Source organism: Duffyella sp. Ts4 (assembly GCF_051851875.1).
In the GTDB taxonomy this organism is placed as follows: domain Bacteria; phylum Pseudomonadota; class Gammaproteobacteria; order Enterobacterales; family Enterobacteriaceae; genus Duffyella; species Duffyella gerundensis.
The window spans coordinates 56,064-73,761 of sequence record NZ_JBLYPN010000002.1; the positions used below are offsets into that span (position 1 = coordinate 56,064).

A 17,698-nucleotide genomic window follows, 5' to 3' on the forward strand; every position below is an offset into this window, starting at 1 on the left:
GCCTTTTTAACACTGTCAGCGCATTAGAGTGAGCGTGTGAAGGTACGCGTAATCACATCTTTCTGCTGCTCTTTGGTGAGCGAGTTGAAGCGGACCGCGTAGCCGGAGACGCGAATGGTTAACTGCGGATATTTTTCCGGGTTATCCATAGCGTCGAGCAGCATTTCACGGTTCATGACGTTTACATTCAAGTGCTGGCCGCCCTCAATGGTGCTTTCATGATGGAAATAACCATCCATCAAACCTGCCAGATTGGTTTTGCGCACTTCGTCATCTTTACCCAGCGCGTTCGGCACGATTGAGAAGGTGTAAGAGATACCATCTTTTGCATAAGCAAACGGCAGTTTAGCAACCGAGGTCAGGGAAGCCACCGCGCCTTTTTGATCGCGACCGTGCATGGGGTTAGCGCCTGGTCCGAATGGCGCACCGGCACGACGGCCATCAGGTGTGTTACCGGTTTTTTTACCGTATACCACGTTTGAGGTGATGGTCAGCACCGATTGCGTCGGTACAGCATTACGATAGGTTGTCAGCTTCTGAATTTTCTTCATGAAGCGCTCAACTAAATCGCAGGCCAGATCGTCTACGCGGGCATCATTGTTACCAAACTGCGGATATTCACCCTCAATTTCAAAGTCGATCGCCAGGCCATCTTCATCACGCACCGGTTTCACTTTGGCATATTTAATCGCTGAAAGTGAGTCGGCGGCTACTGATAAACCGGCAATACCACATGCCATAGTGCGATAAACATCGCGATCATGCAGTGCCATCAGTGATGCTTCATAGCTATATTTATCATGCATATAGTGAATGATATTCAGCGATGTCACATACTGTTTGGCCAGCCAGTCCATGAAGTGATCCAGGCGTTCCATAACCACGTCAAAATCCAGCACGTCATCGGTTATTGGATTCTCTTTCGGACCCACTTGCATTTTCAGTTTTTCATCCATGCCGCCGTTGATGGCATAGAGCATGGTTTTTGCCAGGTTGGCACGAGCACCAAAGAACTGCATGTGTTTGCCCACGATCATTGGGCTGACGCAGCAGGCGATAGCGTAATCATCGTTATCGAAATCAGGCCGCATCAAATCGTCGTTTTCGTACTGAACGGACGACGTATCAATAGAGACTTTGGCAGCGAACTTTTTAAAGTTCAGCGGCAGCTTATCTGACCACAAAATGGTCATGTTAGGCTCAGGCGATGGGCCCATGGTGTAAAGCGTATTAAGGAAACGGAAGCTTGATTTGCTGACCAGCGTACGACCATCAACGCCCATGCCAGCCAGTGATTCTGTAGCCCAGATAGGATCGCCGGAGAACAGCTCATCATATTCTGGCGTACGCAGGAAGCGCACCATACGCAGTTTCATCACCAGATGATCGATAAGTTCCTGTGCTTCAAGTTCGGTGATTTTGCCAGCCTGCAGATCGCGTTCCAGATAGACATCAAGGAAAGTGGACACGCGGCCAAAGGACATTGCTGCGCCATTTTGTGACTTAACCGCTGCGAGATAGCCGAAGTAAGTCCACTGCACCGCTTCCTGAGCGTTAGTTGCCGGACGAGAGATATCACAGCCATATTTTGCTGCCATCTCTTTGATCTGTTTCAGCGCGTGATGCTGATCGGCAATCTCTTCGCGCAGGCGAATCGTCGCCTCCAGATTCACGCCGTTCTCCAGGTCTGCCTGCAGCGAAGTGAACTGTGCCAGCTTATCCTGCATCAGGAAATCAATACCGTAGAGCGCGACACGACGATAATCGCCGATGATACGTCCGCGACCATAGGCATCCGGTAAGCCAGTTAAAATACCTGATTTACGGCAGCGTAAAATATCGGGCGTATAAACATCAAACACGCCCTGGTTGTGGGTTTTGCGGTATTCAGTAAAGGTTTTCTTCAGCGCAGGATCCAGTTCGCGGCCATAGACTTTGCACGAACCTTCCACCATTTTGATACCGCCGAAAGGGATCAACGCGCGTTTCAACGGTGCTTCAGTCTGCAGGCCGACAATTTTTTCCAGCGGCTTATTAATATAGCCTGCGTCATGTGAAGTGATGGTAGAGGCAAGGTCGGTATCAAAATCTACCGGCGCATGAGTACGGTTCTCAATCTTGATGCCTTCCAGCACTTTGTTCCATAAAGCCGTAGTCGCTTCGGTTGCGCCAGCAAGGAAAGATTCATCACCTTCATAAGGCGTATAGTTTTTTTGGATAAAGTCACGCACGTTGACGCTGGTTTGCCATTCGCCAGCGGCGAAACCTTCCCATGCTGTAGCCAGTTTTTGGTTAAGTTCGGTCATGATATACCTACCTTTAAGAGTTGATTTCTTTACGTACCGATGTTGCTGAGGATGCTAACACCGGGCCAAAATGTTGTGGCTCAGTGAGCCTGTGCGTCACCGCGCAGATAGATCATCCAGTAGGTCAAACCTACCAGCAGTCCGCCGCCAATAATGTTGCCCAACGTGACCGGAATCAGGTTGTCGACGATAAAATTGATTGGGTTCAAGGCGGAGAACTGGGCTGCCGATGCGCCGGTCATCTGCCAGAAGTCGGGGGTGGCGAAGTCGCGAATGACAATCGCCAGCGGTATCAGAAACATATTGGCAATGCTGTGCTCAAAACCGCTGGCCACAAACATCGCAACCGGCAGTACCATAGCCAGCATTTTGTCGACCAGGGTATGGCCGGAGTAGCTCATCCACACCGCAAGGCAGACCATTAAATTAGCCAGCGTCCCGAGACTGACCGCTTCAATGAAGGTGTGATGCATTTTGTGTTCGGCAGTTTGCAGTACATTTAGCCCCCATGCGCCGCTGGCAACGCTGTGTTCACCTGCAAACCAAATCAGGGCAACAAAAAACAGGGCGCCAAACAGATTGCCGACGTAGACGTTAAGCCAGTTGCGCGCCAGTTGCCCCCAGCTAATACGGCCGCTGGCTTTAGCGACAACAATTAGTACGGTTGAGGTAAACAGATCGGCGCCGCAAATCACCACCAGCATCAGGCCTAATGAAAAACAGATGCCGCCAATGAGCTTGGCCATGCCATAAGGCATCACGCCAGAGCCGGTTGTGGCAGTGATATAGAAAACAAACGCAATGGAAATAAATACGCCAGCGGTAATCGCAAGAAAAAATGTCGTGAGAGGATGTTTTGTGGCTTTGTATACGCCCGCATCTTCGGCCACTTTTGCCATCGCGGCGGGTAACAGAAGATTGAATGGGTTGTCAGTTTTCACTGTTGCGCTCTCCAAAAGAAGCCTGCGAGAAAATATTACCAAACTGCTTTAATGGAGAAGTTGATACAGATCATTATTCAGCGGGGATAAGCACAGACAGGAAGGCTGTCAGAAGGGAAAATTAAATCAAGTGATTGATAATAATAAATAAAAAATATTTTAAAAGTTAAAATTATTTTTCATGGACGCAGGGTTTTAACTGAAAGATTATTCACTAATGTAAATTCTATAGGATGAATGTTAAATAAAAATGAAGGGCCGGAAATAATTTATCGTTTTAATAACAATAAAGGCATCGGCGAAAATTAGCCGATGCCTTTATTCACATTATTCAGAACATGCCGAGAAAGGTATTATTTCCAGTTAGTCCGTTTAGCGTTCTGTAATTTTTCATAAGCAGCCAGCAGAGACTGATGAGCTGGAAACGCTTTTAAATCATCATCAACGCTTTGCAAACCATAGAAAGCCTGTTCGCCGGTTAAGGCTGCAGACGCCGCCTCAACGGCATCACTGCCGTACATGCGTAAAAATACCTGGTGATACTGTACCGGATCGCGCTCCTCTTCCTGGGCCAGCAGCAGCAGGGTTTGCAGGCAGCGATAATAGTTCGCCCGCTCAGGGGTAAAGACTGAGCTGTTGAACTCCATGGTCCATTCAGTCCAGATCAGTGCCTGCTCCAGATCGCCACCCGCAAGAGCCAGCATCGCTTTCAATTCGCCCACGCGCAGGGTGTACCAGCCATTATCTTTGCCTGTCGCCATGCCGAGCAGTTCACGTACGCGTGTGAAATCGTCCATGCCATCATCATCCAGACGGCTAATCAGATCGAGATAGTCTTGCTTTTCCCACTGGCTGTCAGGCAGTGAAAGCAGAACGTCACGAAGATGCGCTCCCATGTTGTTGTTGGCCAATAACAGGTCATCGGCTGGATAGATGTCAGACATGCCGGGCACGATAATGCGGCAGGCGTAAACATCAAGATGCTGATAATCCGCGATATACACTTCCTGATCTTCTGCCTTGAAGATTGCCATCAGGGTGTTGAATTCCTCCTCAGTTGATCCGCTAAAGCTCCAGTCAACAAAGGGATAGTCTGCATCTTCTTTAAACAGATCCCAGGAAATAGAACCGCTGGAATCGATGAAGTGAGTTTCCAGATTGGCGTGATCGGCGATCTCTTCGTCATCAAAGGTTGGCGGCGTAAACACATCAAGATCTTTCAGGCCACGTCCTTGCAGCAGTTCGGTCACCGTACGCTCCAGCGCCACACCAAAATCGGGGTGTGCGCCAAAAGAGGCAAAGCAGGTGCCATTGGCTGGATTGAGCAGCACAACGCATATCACCGGATAGTTGCCACCCAGTGAGGCATCATAAGAGAGGATAGGGAAGCCTTCAGCTTCCAGGCGGTCAATCGCTTCCACCACGCCCGGATAGCGGTTCAGTACCTCGGCCGGAATCAGTGGCAGGCTAATTGCTTCGGCAATAATGCGGTTTTTGATGTGACGTTCGAAGACTTCAGACAGGCCCTGAACGCGTGCTTCGTTGGCCGTATTGCCCGCTGACATACCGTTAGAAACATACAGGTTGCCGATGATGTTCATGGGGATATAAACCGTCTGCAGATCGGACTGACGGGTAAAAGGCAGTGCGCAGATGCCGCGCGCCGTATTGCCCGATTGCAGATCGATCAGATCGCTGGCGCTGAGCTCATTTTCCGGATCGTAGTAAGCCTGCAGGCGCGCATCCAGGATCCCCTCTGGCAGCGATTCATCAGCCGGCAGTGGAAACCATTTTTCATCGGGATAGTGCACAAAGTCGCCGTTAGCGATCGATTTGCCTAACCAAAAATCGGCAAAGAAATAGTTGGTTGATAAACGTTCGAAGTATTCACCCAACGCCGAGGCCAGCGCAGCTTTTTTGCTTGCCCCTTTACCGTTGGTGAAACAGAGCGGGCAATCACGGTCACGAATGTGCACGGACCAGACATGAGGAACAGGGTTAAGCCAAGAGGCTTCTTCAATCGTAAAGCCTAAATCCTGCAGTTTTTGCTGAAAACGCGCAATGGAGTCTTCCAGTGCCGCGTCTTTTCCGGGAATAAATGTTTGAGTCATGAGCCCGCTCTTAGGTGTGAGAAAAATGAAAGCGCGTAATGATACGGGTTTTGCCATTGTCCCGCCAATGAAAGCCGAGGCAGCATGGCAGGCGAGTAAGCGGGTTGCAGCCATTAAAGGCGCTTTGTGTATGAAACCTCACAAAATATCGTGACCATTTACATCGGCAACATAAGCTTTTGCTGCGGCTTTTCCAAAAATGTGATCGTTACCTGATTAATCGTTGCAGCATCCAGGAGGCAGTGATAAAACCGATAGCATATGCATAACCGTTTTATATGACAGTGGTGAGGGGAAATGACGCAGATTTATAATTTTAGCTCCGGTCCAGCAATGCTGCCGGTTGAAGTGCTTCGTCGGGCTGAGCAAGAGCTCACAAACTGGAAAGGGCTCGGCACTTCAGTGATGGAGATTAGCCATCGCAGCAAGGAATTTATTCAGGTTGCACAAGAGGCTGAAAGCGACCTCCGTGATCTTCTTAAAATACCCGCCAATTACAAAGTTTTGTTCTGCCACGGCGGTGCCCGCGGCCAGTTTGCTGCGATTCCAGGTAATCTGCTGGGCAGTGCGGTTACCGCTGATTACGTTGACGGTGGATATTGGGCCCATAGCGCCATTCTGGAAGCGGAGAAGTTCTGCGCACCAAATGTGATTGATGTAAAAACGGTGCTGGATGGCAAGCGCGCTATTCTGCCAATGAGCCAGTGGCAGCTTTCTGATGACGCAGCCTACGTTCATTTCTGCCCTAACGAAACCATTGATGGTGTTGCCATTGCGGAACAACCTGCCTTCGGCAATAAAGTTGTTGTGGCCGATCTCTCTTCCACCATTTTATCCAGCCCGCTGGATATCAATCGCTATGGCGTTATTTACGCCGGTGCACAAAAAAATATTGGCCCTGCAGGATTGACCATCGTTATCGTGCGCGAGGACCTGCTTGGCAAAGCCCGCAAAGAAGTACCTTCTATCCTCGATTATAAAGTGCTTGCGGATAATGACTCTATGTTCAACACGCCGCCTACTTTTGCCTGGTATCTCTCTGGTCTGGTATTTAAATGGCTGAAAGAGCAGGGCGGCGTAGCAGAAATCGATCGCATTAATCAGCAAAAAGCCGACCTGCTGTATGGCGTTATTGATAAGAGCGATTTTTATCGTAATGACGTTGCTACATCCAACCGCTCGCGGATGAACGTGCCTTTTCAGTTAGCAGATGCTTCGCTGGATAAGCTGTTTCTTGATGAATCTTACGCGGCAGGACTGCATGCTCTGAAAGGCCATCGCGTGGTTGGCGGTATGCGCGCTTCTATCTACAATGCCATGCCGTTTGAGGGCGTCAAAACCCTGACCGATTTCATGATTGAGTTTGAACGTCGTCACGGTTAATTATCGCGTAAGCACCACTACGGAAACCTCATAACACCATGAGGTTTCCTTGCCGCTGAATTTATGGAGTAAAGGTTTCACATGCAGGACTCTCTAACGTTACAACCCATTGCGCATGTTGAGGGCACAGTTAATTTGCCTGGTTCGAAAAGCGTATCAAATCGCGCGTTGCTGCTTGCTGCCCTGGCATCAGGTACTACCAGGTTAACCAACCTGCTCGACAGCGATGATGTTAAACATATGCTCAATGCGCTTAAAGCGTTAGGCGTCAGCTACAAGCTTTCTACAGATCGCACCGTGTGCGAGGTTACGGGCTGTGGTGGACCTTTATTTTCAGAGCAGGCTCTGGAGCTTTTTCTGGGTAATGCCGGTACCGCGATGCGTCCATTGGCCGCGGCCTTATGCCTGGGTAAGAATGATATCGTGCTTACCGGCGAGCCGCGTATGAAAGAACGCCCAATTGGCCATCTGGTCGATGCATTACGCCAGGGCGGCGCGCAAATTGATTATCTGGAGCAAACGGATTATCCACCTTTGCGCCTGATGGGCGGATTTACCGGCGGTAAGATAACTGTAGACGGCAGTGTCTCAAGTCAGTTTCTTACTGCATTGCTGATGACGGCACCTCTGGCAGAGAAAGATACACACATTGCCATCAAAGGTGATTTGGTTTCAAAGCCCTACATTGATATCACGCTCAAGCTGATGAAAACCTTCGGTGTGGATGTCCATAATGACAATTATCAGCACTTTACCATCGCTGGTGGGCAGCATTATTCAGCGCCCGGTGACTATCTGGTTGAGGGTGATGCGTCATCTGCTTCTTATTTTCTTGCTGCCGGGGCAATTAAAGGCGGCACGGTAAAAGTGACAGGTATCGGGCGTAATAGCGTACAGGGTGATATTCGCTTCGCTGACGTGCTGGAAAAAATGGGCGCAGTGATTGAGTGGGGTGATGACTACATTTCCTGTACTCGTAATACGCTGCAGGCGATCGATCTGGATATGAATCATATTCCGGATGCGGCGATGACCATTGCAACAACCGCACTGTTTGCGCAGGGCACCACCGTCATGCGCAATATTTATAACTGGCGAGTTAAAGAAACCGATCGCCTGTTTGCCATGGCGACAGAGCTGCGTAAAGTGGGCGCTGAAGTAGAAGAAGGGCATGATTACATTCGTATCACGCCGCCCGCACAGCTAAAACACGCTGAAATTGGCACTTACAACGATCATCGCATGGCGATGTGCTTTGCTTTGGTTGCCTTGTCCGATACGCCAGTTACCATCCTCGATCCCGGCTGCACGGCCAAAACCTTTCCTGATTACTTCGAGCGCCTGAAGTCTGTAAGCCAATCGGCGTAAAACTCCATTGCCTGAAGATTTCTTCAGGCAAATTCCCTCTTTGATCACAATTACTCAGCTGAAAAATCTGATTATTTCTCTTCAGTCTATGCTTAAGGGTAACGATCCACGGGCAAGCTGCGTATAATGCCTGGCGAAAAGTCTGGCTAACAGGCAGTGACATAGGCATTAACAGGAGATCAAGATGGCGGTTGTTGCACCGGTTATCACCATTGACGGACCAAGTGGTGCAGGTAAAGGCACCTTGTGTAAAGCGATGGCGGAAGCGCTTCAGTGGCATTTGCTCGATTCAGGCGCTATTTACCGTGTGTTGGCGCTGGCTGCGCTGCATCATCAGGTTGACATCGAGTCTGAAGAAGCATTAGTGCCGATTGCTGCACATCTTGACGTGCGCTTTGTTTCTACTGATGGTGAGCTTGCGGTGATTCTGGAAGGAGAAAACGTCACCAGCGAAATCCGTACGCAGGAAGTGAGTAATGCAGCCTCAAAAGTCGCTGCTTTTCCACGGGTGCGTGAAGCACTTTTGCGCCGCCAGCGTGCATTTCGCGATCGTCCCGGTCTAATTGCCGATGGTCGCGATATGGGTACGGTGGTTTTCCCGGATGCTCCGGTAAAAATTTTCCTTGATGCCAGTCCGGAAGAGCGTGCTCGCCGCCGTATGCTACAGTTGCAGCAGAGCGGCATTGATGTTAACTTTGAGCGCCTTTTATCTGAGATAAAGGAACGCGATGACAGAGATCGTAATCGTTCTGTCGCGCCGTTAGTGCCTGCTGCTGATGCATTTGTACTGGATTCGACCAGTATGCCAATCGAAGAGGTGATTGAAAAAACAATCGCTTATGCTCGCAGCAAGCTGGATATTTAGCATTAAGGTGCTGAAAAGAATAATTTAACCTTGTGCAATGGATTGTCGCGAGGCATGTGAAACAACCCCATCCGGCAGGAAGTCAGGTGGACGTTAAATTGAAGAATCCTGAAGATTATCAATATGACAGAATCTTTTGCTCAACTATTTGAAGAATCCCTGAAAGAAATCGAAACCCGCCCGGGTTCCATCGTTCGTGGCGTTGTTGTCTCTATCGACAAAGACGTTGTTCTGGTTGATGCGGGCCTGAAATCTGAATCTGCAATTCCTGCAGAGCAGTTCAAAAACGCAGCCGGCGAACTGGAAATCCAGGTTGGCGACGAAGTTGACGTTGCTCTGGATGCAGTTGAAGACGGCTTCGGTGAAACCCTGCTGTCCCGTGAAAAAGCTAAACGTCATGAAGCTTGGATCACGTTGGAAAAAGCTTACGAAGACGCTGAAACTGTTACCGGTGTTATCAACGGCAAAGTTAAAGGTGGCTTCACAGTTGAGCTCAACGGCATTCGTGCGTTCCTGCCTGGTTCACTGGTAGATGTGCGTCCGGTGCGCGATACGCTGCACCTGGAAGGCAAAGAGCTGGAATTCAAAGTAATCAAGCTGGACCAGAAGCGCAACAACGTTGTGGTTTCTCGCCGTGCGGTTATTGAATCTGAAAACAGCGCAGAGCGCGATCAGCTGCTGGAAAACCTGCAGGAAGGCATGGAAGTCAAAGGTATCGTTAAGAACCTGACTGACTACGGTGCATTCGTTGATCTGGGCGGCGTTGACGGCCTGCTGCACATTACTGATATGGCATGGAAACGCGTTAAGCATCCAAGCGAAATCGTGAATGTTGGCGATGAAATTACCGTTAAGGTGCTTAAGTTTGACCGTGAGCGCACCCGCGTATCTCTTGGCTTGAAACAGCTGGGCGAAGATCCATGGGTTGCTATCGCTAAGCGTTATCCGGAAAGCACTCGTCTTACCGGCCGCGTGACCAATCTGACTGATTACGGCTGCTTCGTAGAAATCGAAGAAGGCGTTGAAGGTCTGGTTCACGTATCTGAAATGGATTGGACTAACAAAAACATCCACCCGTCTAAAGTTGTTAACGTAGGCGATGTGGTTGAAGTGATGGTTCTGGATATCGACGAAGAACGTCGTCGTATCTCTCTGGGCCTGAAACAGTGTAAATCTAACCCATGGCAGCAGTTTGCTGAGACCCACAACAAGGGCGACCGTGTTGAAGGTAAAATCAAGTCAATCACTGACTTTGGTATCTTCATCGGCCTGGACGGCGGCATCGACGGCCTGGTTCACCTGTCTGACATCTCCTGGAACGCAACCGGAGAAGAAGCAGTACGTGAATACAAAAAAGGCGACGAAATCGCAGCTGTGGTTCTGCAGGTTGACGCAGAGCGCGAGCGCATCTCCCTTGGCGTTAAACAACTGGCTGAAGACCCGTTCAACAACTACATCTCTCTGAACAAGAAAGGTGCCATTGTTAACGGTAAAGTGACAGCAGTTGACGCTAAAGGTGCTACAGTTGAATTAGCTGATGGCGTTGAAGGTTACCTGCGCGCTTCAGAAGCTTCACGCGACCGCGTTGAAGACGCAACTCTGGTTCTGAACGTTGGCGACGACGTTGAAGCGAAATTTACCGGTGTTGATCGTAAAAACCGCGTAGTTAGCCTGTCTGTTCGTGCAAAAGACGAAGCTGATGAGAAAGATGCAATCGCTACTGTTAACAACAAACAGGAAGAAAGCAACTTCTCCAGCGCTATGGCTGAAGCGTTCAAAGCGGCTAAAGGCGAGTAATCGACCTGATATTCAGGGCAGCGTTGTTGCCCTGGATATGACAGAACGCTGTCAAACCTTTTCCATTAAGGATTAACCGGAGGATTTATGACCAAGTCAGAATTGATTGAACGACTTGCTGGCCAGCACACTCATATTCCGGCGAAAGTCGTTGAGGATGCGGTCAAAGAAATGCTGGAGCACATGGCCACCACACTGGCACAGGGTGAACGCATTGAAATCCGGGGATTCGGCAGCTTCTCTTTGCACTATCGCGCTCCTCGTACCGGTCGTAATCCTAAGACCGGCGACAAGGTTGAGCTTGAGGGAAAATACGTACCTCATTTTAAACCGGGTAAAGAGTTACGCGATCGCGCAAATATACATGGTCAATGATTCCTGACGAATCCGTTAAAACGACACTCCGGTGTCGTTTTTTTTTGGTTTTTTTCTGTCTTCTCAGCATGGTTTTTTTCATAACGCTTCACACAATTCTGCTCATCACTGTAATCCTTTCCCTGTCTTCTGAAGCCATATAACAAACAAGAAATTTGCTCATCGCATTGCAACGAACCAAAGCCGAAAGTAGGCGAGACGTTGCCGGGAGCACTTATGAACCTATCGCTTAACCAGTTGGCCATTTTAACTATTATCGCTGCCTTACCCTTGTTGCTGTTGCCGGAATTGCCGTCGCGCAGCACTATTCTCGCTCTGACAGCTTTCGCTATAGTTTGCGCAGTAGTGCCATTGCGAAACATAACGCTGTTAGCCTTAGTGATTTTGATGCTGTGTTGGATGCTCTGGTCAGCGCGCGGTGCCCTGTGGCAAGTTGAAAACTATAGCCAGAATATTTTGCCGGCGCGGGTGGTCGTCGATCGGGTTACGCCTGACGGCAAACGAGCCCAGGTACGATTACTCACTGTGAATGAAAGATGGGTTTTTCCGCCTGTCCATGCCAGCGTTGCGTTACCAAAACAGGATCACGTTTATTGCGCCGGACAACGCTGGCAGATGAGACTTAAATTAAGGCCGGTCCACAGCCAGCTTAATGAAGGTCACTTCGATCAGCAGCGTTATGCATTGGCTAATCACCATGCATTGCAGGGGCACGTCATGTCAGCCAGCATGATTGATGAAAATTGCTCCATACGCAGCCAATTTCTGACAAATACACAATCGGTATATCAACATCTGCCATGGAGCGGCGTACTGACTGCGCTGGCGTTCGGTGAACGCGGTGAATTAAGCGCAGAGCTAAGCAAGCTTTTTCGTGAAACAGGCACCGCACATTTGATGGCGATATCAGGCATGCATATTGGCCTTGCTGCAGGTTTTGGCTGGATTCTGGCGCGCGGCTTGCAATTTCTTCTGCCTGCGAAATGGATTGGGCACCTTTTCCCATTGGCGGTCACGCTGCTGGTTGCAGGCCTCTATACCTGGCTTTCGGGCGCTCATCCGCCAGCGCAACGCGCAATGCTGGCCTTGCTGTTATGGACGGCCATCCGGGTTAGCGGCAAAAATTGGCATGGCTGGCACATCTGGAATCTTTGTATTGCAGCACTACTTATGCTCGACCCGCTGATGATTTTGTCGGAGAGCTTTTGGCTCTCAGCTTTTGCCGTAGCGGCGCTGATTGCCTGGTATCAATGGTTTCCTTTACCTGAGTCTTTATCGCAGGGCATAAAAAGCTATCCGTTAAAGTTGCTGCATTTGCAGGCGGGCATGATGATTTTGATGCTCCCGGTTCAGGCCTGGGTTTTCTCTGGCCTCAGTCTCAGTGCATTACCGGCCAATCTGATGGCAATACCCGTTATCTCCTTACTGACGGTGCCACTGATTCTGCTGGCTTTGGCTCTGCCTTTCTCGCCGATAGAGGAGATGCTCTGGTGGCTGGCAGATCGTTCTGTTGCTGCGGTTATTTTATGCTTGCGCGCGTTTCCTTCAGGCTGGTTAGCCATTGAAGATGCGCTGCTAATGTTAATCTGCTTGCCGCTGGCAGCGCTGAGAGTGTGGCGTTTTGGCTGGTGGCGTCATGCACCATTAAGCCTGGCTGGCTGCTGCTGTGCGCTGGCAATATGGCGCCTGACGATACCCAAGCCGGAATGGCGAGTGGATATGCTGGATGTCGGTCATGGTCTGGCAATCGTTATCTCTAAGCAAGGCAAAGCGATACTTTACGATACGGGCAATCGCTGGCTGACCTCAAATGCAGGCGAGCGCATTATCATTCCCTGGCTGGAGCGCAAAGGATTACAACCGGAGTGGATCATTCTGAGCCATGGACATCTTGATCACACCGGAGGGCTGCAGGCGATACAGCAACGCTGGCCAGATATCTCTGTCCGCAGCGCATTAGCGCATGATCGGCATTTTCCCTGTCATGCAGGCGAAAGCTGGCAGTGGTATCAGCTCAACTTTTCCGTGTTGTGGCCACGCACCTCATCGACGTCGGGTGGGAATAATGATTCCTGTGTGGTGCGAATTGACGATGGAAGAACCGCGATACTGCTGACCGGCGATATTGAGCGTGAGGCAGAACTCGCGCTGCTGGCTGCACATCGGCATCAGTTACGGGCAGATATCCTTCAGGTTCCACACCATGGCAGCAGTACTTCTTCGGTGGCGCCGCTGTTACGTGCCGTCGCGGGAAAGGCGGCGTTAACGTCGGTGGCCCGCTATAACGCCTGGCGTATGCCGTCCCGACAGGTTATCGAGCGCTATCAGCAAAATGGCTACGCAGCATATGACACTGCAACAGAAGGACAGATAAGTGTGCAAATAACCAGCAATGGCTGGCAAGTTTTGGGTTTCAGAACGCATTTATTGCCTCGATGGTACCATCAGTGGTTTGGCGTCCCCCGTGATTCCAGGTAGAATGAGCGGCTATTTCAAACAATGCTGGTTAAACAATGCATCAAGACAAAGACTTATCAACCTGGCAGACTTTTCGCCGTCTCTGGCCAATGATCGCACCGCACAAAGGCGGGCTGTTCGTGGCAGCCGTAGCGCTTGTCCTTAACGCTGCTGGCGACACGTTAATGCTGTCACTGTTGAAGCCGTTACTTGATGATGGTTTCGGTAAGGCTGATAAATCCGTGCTGATTTGGATGCCGCTGGTAGTGATGGGGTTAATGCTGATTCGTGGCGTTACCAGCTATGTCTCCAGTTACTGTATCTCGTGGGTGTCTGGCAATGTGGTGATGAACATGCGTCGTCGCCTGTTTAGCCATATGATGGGCATGCCGGTGGCGTTTTTCGATCAGCAATCCACAGGCACGCTGCTGTCGAGAATTACCTATGATTCTGAACAGGTGGCGTCATCGTCGTCGAGCGCGCTGGTAACGGTAGTCCGTGAGGGCGCGTCGATTATCGGCCTGTTTATTATGATGTTTTACTATAGCTGGCAGCTGTCGCTGATCCTGATTGTGCTGGCACCGGTTGTGTCATTTGCCATCCGCATGGTCTCTAAGCGTTTCCGCAGCATCTCCAAAGTGATGCAGAACACCATGGGCCAGGTGACGACCAGCGCTGAGCAGATGTTGAAAGGGCATAAAGAGGTGCTGATCTTTGGCGGTCAGGATATTGAAACCAAACGTTTCGATCATGTCAGTAACCGCATGCGCCAGCAGGGCATGAAGCTGGTTTCTGCCTCATCAATTTCCGATCCGATTATCCAGCTTATCGCGTCGCTGGCGCTGGCCTTTGTACTTTATGCGGCTAGCTTCCCCTCAGTGATGGAGAACCTGACCGCCGGTACCATTACCGTGGTGTTCTCTTCTATGATCGCGCTGATGCGTCCGTTGAAGTCACTGACTAACGTTAACGCCCAGTTCCAGCGCGGTATGGCAGCATGTCAGACGCTGTTTTCTATTCTGGACAGCGAGCAGGAAGTGGATAACGGCACGCGTCAGATTGAGCGGGCCGAAGGCAATATCCAGTTTAACAACGTTACTTTCACTTATCCGGGCCGCGAGATTCCTGCGCTGCGCAACATCAACCTGTCGATTCCGGCAGGAAAAACGGTGGCGCTGGTGGGTCGCTCTGGTTCAGGTAAATCGACCATCGCTAGCCTGTTGACGCGTTTCTACGACATCCAGCAGGGCGAAATCCTGATCGATGGTCATGATTTGCGTGAATATACGCTGCGTTCGTTACGTAATCAGGTGGCGTTGGTCTCGCAAAACGTCCATCTGTTTAATGACACCATTGCCAATAACATCGCCTATGCCCGCAGTGAGCAATATAGCCGCGAGGAGATTGAACGCGCGGCAACCATGGCGCACGCCATGGACTTTATCAAGAAGATGGATAAAGGACTGGATACGGTAATCGGTGAAAATGGCGTGCTGCTCTCTGGCGGCCAGCGTCAGCGTATTGCTATTGCGCGCGCACTGCTGCGCGACAGTCCGATTCTGATTCTGGATGAGGCGACCTCGGCGCTGGATACTGAATCTGAACGTGCTATTCAGTCGGCGCTGGATGAACTGCAAAAGAACCGTACGTCGCTGGTCATTGCCCACCGCCTTTCAACCATTGAAAAAGCGGATGAGATCGTGGTGGTGGAAGATGGTCAAATCATTGAGCGAGGTACGCACAGCGAACTGCTTGAGCAGGGCGGTGCCTATGCACAATTGCATAAAATGCAGTTTGGCCAATGATTGAGCGCATCTGGAGCGGCCGCTCACCGCTGTATCTGCTGCTGCTGCCGTTAAGCCTGCTGTATGGCATAGTGAGCCGCTTCATTCGGCTCACTTACCAACGTGGCTGGCGCAAAAGCTGGCGCGCACCGGTGCCAGTGGTGGTGGTGGGTAACCTCACTGCCGGCGGCAACGGCAAAACGCCGGTGGTGATTTGGCTGGTGCAGGCGTTGCAACAGCAGGGCCTGCGTCCTGGCGTGGTGTCGCGTGGTTATGGTGGCAAAGCGGAACACTATCCACTGTTGCTGGATGCCAGCACCACCACTGACATCGCAGGTGATGAGCCCGTGCTGATTTTTCAACGCACGGGTGCGCCAGTTGCCGTGGCACCGCAGCGTTCAGCGGCGGTGCAGGCGTTACTGGCAGAGCATGCGCTTGACGTGATCATCACCGATGATGGGCTGCAGCACTATGCGTTACAGCGCGATATCGAAATTGTTGTCATTGATGGCGTACGCCGCTTTGGCAACGGCTGGTGGCTGCCCGCCGGTCCAATGCGCGAACGCGCGGACAGATTAGCGGAAGTAGATGCCATCATCGTCAATGGTGGCGAGGCGGCTGGCAATGAAATCGCCATGTCACTGGCCGTCAGCCATGCGGTGAACCTGTTGGACGGCACAACGCGTGCGGTATCCGCGTTAGCGCCCGCGGTGGCGATGGCGGGAATTGGTCATCCACCGCGGTTTTTTACCACGCTGCGCAATCACGGATTAACACCACAGGCAGAGATCGCCTTCGCCGATCATCATGCTTATGATGAAGCAGAGCTGGCTGCGTTAACTTCAGAGGACCAGATGCTGGTGATGACGGAAAAAGATGCGGTGAAATGCCGCCACTTTGCCAGAGCAAACTGGTGGTATGTGCCGGTAGATGCTCAGTTGAGTGAAGCACCGTCATCGGCACTCATAAGCGCTATCGTTAAGCGTTGCCATCCACACTGAACGGCAGACCGGTAGCGTTCCGGCTGCATCGTTCACCCGTATTGAGGAGAGCCAGTGATTAACCTTTCTCTGAAAACGGCGCGTAATCTGCAGCTCGCGGCGCAAGGCCTGTTGCATCCTGCCGACGAAGCAGCAACGCCAGAACGTCTGCTGGCGGCAATCCGCAAAATGTCTCTGCTGCAAATCGATACTATCCATGTTGTGGCCCGTAGCCCCTGGCTGGTGCTTTTCAGCCGCATTGGCAGCTTTCCGCTTTCCTGGCTGGAACAGGCGCTTCGTGACGGCGCGCTGTTTGAATATTGGGCGCATGAAGCCTGCTTTATTCCCATCGAAGATTATCCACTGCTCCGCCATCGCATGTTATCGCCAGCATCGCTGGGCTGGAAATTCAGCGCTGACTGGATGCAGACCCATCAAACGGAGATTGCCGATCTGCTGGCCCACATTGAGCAGGCTGGTCCGGTCCGCGCTGCTGACTTTGCCGCACCGTCTCAGCAAAAGGCAGGCTGGTGGGCATGGAAACCGCATAAGCGTCATCTGGAGAATCTGTTTACCGCTGGTGAGCTGATGGTTAGCGAGCGACGAAATTTTCAGCGCGTCTATGATCTTCGCCAGCGCGTGCTGCCTGACTGGCATGACGACCGCATGCTGAGTGAAACCGAGTCGGTCGAGCAGATGTTACGCAACAGCGCCAACAGTCTGGGGATTTTTCGCCCCGAATGGTTAGCCGATTATTATCGTCTGAAAAAAGTTGCGGCCAGAGAGGTGATAGCGCGCTGGCTGGAGCAGGGGTTTATTGTCGCCTGCAACGTAGAAACACTGGGCACACTTTATCTGCATCATGCGCTGCTACCTCTACTGGAGCAGCAGCTGGAAGCGACACACAGCACGGTACTTTCCCCTTTCGATCCTTTAGTGTGGCATCGCAAGCGTGCGCTGGAGCTGTTTGATTTTGACTATCGCCTGGAGTGTTATACGCCGGAAGCGAAGCGCCGTTATGGCTATTTTGTTCTGCCGATATTGCTGCGTGGCGAGCTGAAAGCGCGAATGGATGCCAAAATGATCCGCAAGAGCGGCGTATTGCAGATTAAAAATCTGTGGCTTGAACATGGCGTACCAGCAACCGACTCACTCTGCGCTGATTTAAAAGGCGCTATAGATCATTTCGCGCGCTGGCAGGGTGCAGACTCTGTTCAGTGCGATAATCTGCCCGTGGCGTTGACGCCGCGCGGGCAACCGGTCTGGTCGCTTACTGCGTGATCCACTCTGTTAATGACATTGTGATATGCTCACCGCACTGGCGAATCGGT

The 17,698-nt window shown here is 51.1% G+C and carries 12 protein-coding genes; 9 read left to right on the forward strand and 3 right to left on the reverse strand.

Going from position 1 to position 17,698, the window contains the following annotated elements; genetic code table 11:
* Nucleotides 1–23: 23 nt before the first annotated feature.
* From pflB to ycaO, 3 genes are all read right to left on the reverse strand, one after another.
* Nucleotides 24–2,306 carry a formate C-acetyltransferase gene (gene pflB, locus ACJY2L_RS03185; RefSeq protein WP_209500181.1) on the reverse strand — a complete coding sequence of 761 codons (2,283 nt, stop codon included), beginning with the start codon at nucleotides 2,304–2,306 and terminating at the stop codon, nucleotides 24–26.
* Nucleotides 2,307–2,386: 80 nt separating this feature from the next.
* A complete protein-coding gene (gene focA / locus ACJY2L_RS03190; protein ID WP_225700822.1) occupies nucleotides 2,387–3,247 on the reverse strand; it encodes a formate transporter FocA in 861 nt (286 codons plus the stop codon).
* A 353-nt stretch (nucleotides 3,248–3,600) separates the two neighbouring features.
* On the reverse strand, nucleotides 3,601–5,358 hold the full coding sequence (ycaO, locus tag ACJY2L_RS03195) for a 30S ribosomal protein S12 methylthiotransferase accessory factor YcaO (protein WP_225700821.1): 1,758 nt from the start codon (nucleotides 5,356–5,358) through the stop codon (nucleotides 3,601–3,603).
* Between the two features lie 297 nt (nucleotides 5,359–5,655).
* On the opposite strand from ycaO, the gene serC reads away from it, so the two are divergent.
* From serC to ACJY2L_RS03240, 9 genes are all read left to right on the forward strand, one after another.
* Nucleotides 5,656–6,741, forward strand: coding sequence for a 3-phosphoserine/phosphohydroxythreonine transaminase (serC, locus tag ACJY2L_RS03200; protein WP_439212906.1), 1,086 nt, complete (start codon nucleotides 5,656–5,658; stop codon nucleotides 6,739–6,741).
* An 81-nt stretch (nucleotides 6,742–6,822) separates the two neighbouring features.
* Entirely contained in the window at nucleotides 6,823–8,109 is a 1,287-nt protein-coding gene (gene aroA, locus ACJY2L_RS03205; protein ID WP_439212907.1) for a 3-phosphoshikimate 1-carboxyvinyltransferase, read from the forward strand.
* Nucleotides 8,110–8,293: 184 nt separating this feature from the next.
* Nucleotides 8,294–8,974: a (d)CMP kinase gene (gene cmk / locus ACJY2L_RS03210; protein ID WP_439212908.1), complete on the forward strand. Its 681-nt coding sequence runs from the start codon at nucleotides 8,294–8,296 to the stop codon at nucleotides 8,972–8,974.
* Nucleotides 8,975–9,097: 123 nt separating this feature from the next.
* The gene (gene rpsA / locus ACJY2L_RS03215) at nucleotides 9,098–10,771 is read left to right on the forward strand and encodes a 30S ribosomal protein S1 (RefSeq protein ID WP_067429216.1); all 1,674 of its coding nucleotides are present in this window, start codon (nucleotides 9,098–9,100) and stop codon (nucleotides 10,769–10,771) included.
* Between the two features lie 87 nt (nucleotides 10,772–10,858).
* Entirely contained in the window at nucleotides 10,859–11,146 is a 288-nt protein-coding gene (ihfB, locus tag ACJY2L_RS03220; RefSeq protein ID WP_067429218.1) for an integration host factor subunit beta, read from the forward strand.
* Between the two features lie 216 nt (nucleotides 11,147–11,362).
* Nucleotides 11,363–13,624, forward strand: a complete 2,262-nt coding sequence (locus tag ACJY2L_RS03225; protein WP_439351280.1) for a ComEC family protein — start codon at nucleotides 11,363–11,365, stop codon at nucleotides 13,622–13,624.
* A 35-nt stretch (nucleotides 13,625–13,659) separates the two neighbouring features.
* Nucleotides 13,660–15,408, forward strand: a complete 1,749-nt coding sequence (msbA, locus tag ACJY2L_RS03230; protein ID WP_439212909.1) for a lipid A ABC transporter ATP-binding protein/permease MsbA — start codon at nucleotides 13,660–13,662, stop codon at nucleotides 15,406–15,408.
* Entirely contained in the window at nucleotides 15,405–16,388 is a 984-nt protein-coding gene (gene lpxK / locus ACJY2L_RS03235) for a tetraacyldisaccharide 4'-kinase (RefSeq protein WP_439212910.1), read from the forward strand. The genes msbA and lpxK overlap by 4 nt, the downstream gene beginning before the upstream one ends.
* Nucleotides 16,389–16,442: 54 nt before the next feature.
* Nucleotides 16,443–17,648, forward strand: coding sequence for a winged helix-turn-helix domain-containing protein (locus tag ACJY2L_RS03240; RefSeq protein WP_439212911.1), 1,206 nt, complete (start codon nucleotides 16,443–16,445; stop codon nucleotides 17,646–17,648).
* The last annotated feature ends 50 nt before the right edge of the window (nucleotides 17,649–17,698 follow it).

Excerpts from the sequence above, each read along its gene's own strand:
- rpsA (WP_067429216.1), top strand. The coding sequence starts at position 9,098 with ATGACAGAATCTTTTGCTCAACTATTTGAAGAATCCCTGAAAGAAATC.
- aroA (WP_439212907.1), top strand. The coding sequence starts at position 6,823 with ATGCAGGACTCTCTAACGTTACAACCCATTGCGCATGTTGAGGGCACA.
- ycaO (WP_225700821.1), bottom strand. The coding sequence starts at position 5,358 with ATGACTCAAACATTTATTCCCGGAAAAGACGCGGCACTGGAAGACTCC.
- pflB (WP_209500181.1), bottom strand. The coding sequence starts at position 2,306 with ATGACCGAACTTAACCAAAAACTGGCTACAGCATGGGAAGGTTTCGCC.
- cmk (WP_439212908.1), top strand. The coding sequence starts at position 8,294 with ATGGCGGTTGTTGCACCGGTTATCACCATTGACGGACCAAGTGGTGCA.
- lpxK (WP_439212910.1), top strand. The coding sequence starts at position 15,405 with ATGATTGAGCGCATCTGGAGCGGCCGCTCACCGCTGTATCTGCTGCTG.
- ihfB (WP_067429218.1), top strand. The coding sequence starts at position 10,859 with ATGACCAAGTCAGAATTGATTGAACGACTTGCTGGCCAGCACACTCAT.
- ACJY2L_RS03225 (WP_439351280.1), top strand. The coding sequence starts at position 11,363 with ATGAACCTATCGCTTAACCAGTTGGCCATTTTAACTATTATCGCTGCC.
- serC (WP_439212906.1), top strand. The coding sequence starts at position 5,656 with ATGACGCAGATTTATAATTTTAGCTCCGGTCCAGCAATGCTGCCGGTT.
- msbA (WP_439212909.1), top strand. The coding sequence starts at position 13,660 with ATGCATCAAGACAAAGACTTATCAACCTGGCAGACTTTTCGCCGTCTC.